At 62.0% G+C, this 3,633-nt stretch carries 3 protein-coding genes and 1 pseudogene; 1 reads left to right on the top strand and 3 read right to left on the bottom strand.

The window, feature by feature from the left end:
- The 3 genes and pseudogenes from RDM88_RS12155 to mtaB all read right to left on the bottom strand — a co-directional run.
- Positions 1–1,078, bottom strand: a pseudogene (locus RDM88_RS12155) (phosphoribosylformylglycinamidine synthase); the annotation flags it as partial.
- Between the two features lie 18 nt (positions 1,079–1,096).
- Complete coding sequence (locus RDM88_RS12150; protein ID WP_308755090.1) at positions 1,097–1,666, bottom strand: hypothetical protein; 570 nt, start codon at positions 1,664–1,666, stop codon at positions 1,097–1,099.
- Between the two features lie 15 nt (positions 1,667–1,681).
- Positions 1,682–2,995, bottom strand: coding sequence for a tRNA (N(6)-L-threonylcarbamoyladenosine(37)-C(2))-methylthiotransferase MtaB (gene mtaB / locus RDM88_RS12145; RefSeq protein ID WP_308755089.1), 1,314 nt, complete (start codon positions 2,993–2,995; stop codon positions 1,682–1,684).
- Positions 2,996–3,198: 203 nt separating this feature from the next.
- Between mtaB and RDM88_RS12140 the strand changes: the two genes are divergently transcribed.
- On the top strand, positions 3,199–3,432 hold the full coding sequence (locus tag RDM88_RS12140) for an HPr family phosphocarrier protein (RefSeq protein WP_308755088.1): 234 nt from the start codon (positions 3,199–3,201) through the stop codon (positions 3,430–3,432).
- Positions 3,433–3,633: the final 201 nt, after the last annotated feature.

Genomic DNA, 3,633 nt, shown 5'->3' with positions numbered 1-3,633 from the left:
CCGTCACGCGCATCGCCTGGTAAACGTAGCTGCGCCCCGAGAGCGGGTCGCGGATCGCGCCGCCCAGACAGGTGGCCGCGCCGCCGAACGGCTCGATCTCGGTCGGGTGGTTGTGCGTCTCGTTTTTAAACATGAGCAGCCAGTCCTGCTCCTCGCCGTCCACATCCACCTTGATCTTCACCGAGCAGGCGTTGATCTCCTCGCTCTCGTCGAGGTCGGGGAGCTTGCCCTCCGCCTTGAGCGCCTTCGCGCCGATCACCGCGAGGTCCATCAGCGTCATCGGCTTCTCTTTCCCGGCATAGAGCCTGTCCCGCAGGGCGAGGTATTTTTCAAAGCTCTTTTTGATGTAGGGGGTCTCGACCTTCACGTTTTTCAGGTTGGTGAGGAAGGTCGTGTGGCGGCAGTGGTCCGACCAGTAGGTGTCGATCATCCGGATCTCGGTGATGGTCGGGTCTCGGCGCTCGGTGTTTTTGAAATAGTCCTGACAGAAGGCGATGTCGTCTGTGTCCATCGCGAGCCCGTAGCGGGCGACGAAGTCCTTCAGCCCCGCCGCGTCGAGCGCGGTGAAGCCGTCGAGCGTTTCCACCGTTGTGGGGATGTCGTATTTGACGTCGAGCGTTTCGGGCAGGCCGAGCGACGCGAGCCGGCTCTCCACCGGGTTCACGAGGTAGTTTTTGACCGCGTCGAGCGCGTCCGCCGGGATGTCGCCCGAAAGGATGTACACCCGCGCGGAACGCACGATCGGCTGCTCTTTGGAGGTGGCGAGGGAGATGCACTGGGCGCAGGAATCGGCGCGCTGGTCGAACTGGCCGGGCAGGTACTCGACCGCGAAGACCTCTTCGCCCGGCGCGGGCGGGGGAAGCTCGTCGTAGGTCACATCGACCTGCGGCTCGGAAAAGATCGTGCCGCGCGCGGCGTCGAAGTCGGCCCGGTCGATCCGTTCGACGTCGTAGCGGTTGAGGATGCGCACGCCCCTGACGCAGTCGAGCATCAGCACGGTGCGCAGATCGCTGAGGACCCCCGCCGCCTCCACGGCGAACTCCGGTTTTTTCTCCACGTAGATTCGGTAAACGCTCATTGGTGCTCCTCCAAATCGTTATTTTGTAACACGGCGGTATTCAATGGGGGAAGGCACGCCCACCAGGACGCAGCCCGCCTTCTCCAGAATCTCGGTGACAAGCAGGACCTCGGGGCCGATCCACTCCTCCAGCGTGAGGGTGGTGTCGGCGGAAAACCGGCTGACGCACCGGCCGTAAAAAACGCCCTGTTCATCCTCCCGGTAGACGAGTGGCGTGAATGTCTCAGAACGGGACAGCCCGCGGAAGTCAAAGCGCAGGGCGGGGTTGTCGTTGGTAAGCTGTGCGCGGGGAAGGTCCTTCGGCAGGTCGTAGGAATCAAGCCTGACGCACCCGGGCGCGTCGGAGGAGAAGAAAAACAGGTGCGGCATCGCGTTGGTCCTGCCGTTCTGGGTGTAGTAGCTCTCCTCCAGTACGAAAAAGCCGCCGGGGTCCCCGAGAAGGTGGTCGACCCGGTCGTTGACGTTGCGGCTGACATGCCGCGCGGCGGGATGGGTGACGCTGCCCGCCGCCTCCTGGGCGGCGATCTGGGCGGAGTTGTCAAAGTCTCCGGTGAGGCAGCTTTCAAAGCGTTTCAGGGTGTCGTTCATGGTGCGCCTTCTTTCTTACTTGCACAGGGTGGATGGACGTGACGGGAACTCCCCTTCGCACCAGTCGCCGTGCGCGGAAATGATCCGCACCTTCCGGATGCTTCCGGCGAGCGTCTCGTCCGCGCGCACCCGCACGGGGGTGTAGTTGGGGGTATAGCCCTCCTGCATGCCGTCGGCGGTCCGGCTCTCAAAGAGCACCTCGGCTTCGCTCCCCACCTGCGCGGCGAGGAAAGCGGCGCGGGTGCGCAGCGTGGCTTCGATCATCCGGGCCGAACGGGCCTCCCTGACGGCGCGGGGCACCTGGCCAGGCATGTCCGCCGCACGGGTGCCGGGGCGGCGGGAGTAGGAGAAGACATGCGCCCTGGCGAGCGCGATCTTCTCCGCGAAGGCGAGCGACTGCTCAAACTCCGCCTCGTCCTCGCCGGGGAAACCGACCATGATGTCGGTCGTGATGGCACAGTTTTCAAAATGCCGCCGCAGGCTCCCGGCGATGCGGGCGTATTCGGCGGCGTCGTAGTGGCGGTTCATCCTCCTGAGGGTCGCGTCGCAGCCGCTCTGGAGGGAGAGGTGGAACTGGGGGCAGAGCTTCCGCTGGCGGGACATCCGTTCGATGTCCCCGTCGGTGAGCAGCTCCGGTTCAAGGGAACCCAGCCGCACCCGCTCGATCCCTTCGACTGAGCAGGCGAGCTCGACCGCGTCGATCAGCCGCAGGCCGAGGTCCTTCCCGTAGCAGGAGAGGTTGATGCCTACGAGCACCGCCTCCCGGTAGCCCGCATTTGCGAGCCCCTCGAGCTCGGCGCGCAGCTCGTCCGGTTTTTTGGAGCGGACCGGCCCGCGCGCGGTGGGGATGATGCAGTAGGCGCAGTAGCGTTCGCAGCCGTCCTCGATCTTGACGAACGCGCGGGTGCGCTCGGAAAACTGCTCGGCGCGCATCGGCTCGAAGGCCTCCCCCCGCTCGTGCGGGCGGATGTCGACAATCCGCTCCCCCGTGGCGCGCGCCCGCTCCACGAGCGCGGCGAGCCGTTCCCGGCCGCGCGCGCCGGTGACGACGTCCGCCTCGGGCAGCCGGTCGGCGGCGTCGGGGAAGGCCTGGGGATAGCAGCCGGTCAGCGCGACGACGGCGTTTGGATTCTGCGATTTCAGATGGCGCAGCATCCGGCGGGTCTTCTGGTCGCCCGTCGCGGTGACAGTGCAGGAGTTGATCACATAGACGTCGGCGGGCTCGGTATGGGGGACGATCTCATAGCCCGAGGCGGAAAAAAGCTGCTCGAGAATCTGCGCCTCATATTGGTTCACTTTGCAGCCAAGGGTGTAAAAAGCAGCTTTCATTTATACACTCCGTCCAAAATAGGAATAATTTTCATGTGCAAGTTGCACAGTATCCAAAGGGGATTTTTCCAAGGATACACATATTATAATGAATTTTCGGAACAATTACAATTAGCAGTTGACTTAAAGAAACCCCGCTGATATAGTGAGAATGTAGTAAAAACATAAATTAGTATTATGTCAAGAAGAAGGAGGACATCGACATGAAATCTGTAGTCATTAAACTTGACACCATCAATGACGTGAAAAACTTCGTGAATACCGTTTCGAAATATGATTTCGACGTGGACCTTGTGTCCGGACGCTATGCCGTCGACGCGAAATCCATCATGGGAATCTTTTCCCTCGATCTCGCTAAGCCGATCAAGATGGAGATCTACGCCGACAACTGCCCGGAGTTTTTAAAGGAAGTCAAAAGCTTCATCGTTGAAGCGTAAGACTGCGAAAGCAAAAGGCGCGCCCTTCGGGGCGCGCCTTTTTTGTTGGTTTGCCGCTCAGGGAGCGGCGGAGTCCTCCAAGGGTTTCCACCCGGGGGCCGGAGGGCTTTCACGGGAATTGCCGCCTTTGGCGGCAAGAAATACGAGCGCGTTCCGCCGCGCCCACGGGTTCCTTTTCGGACGGACGAAAAGGAACCAAAA

It is taken from the genome of uncultured Anaerotruncus sp. (assembly GCF_902490045.1).
In the GTDB taxonomy this organism is placed as follows: Bacteria; Bacillota; Clostridia; order Oscillospirales; family Ruminococcaceae; genus Anaerotruncus.
This window is presented reverse-complemented; position numbering and strand designations above follow the sequence as displayed.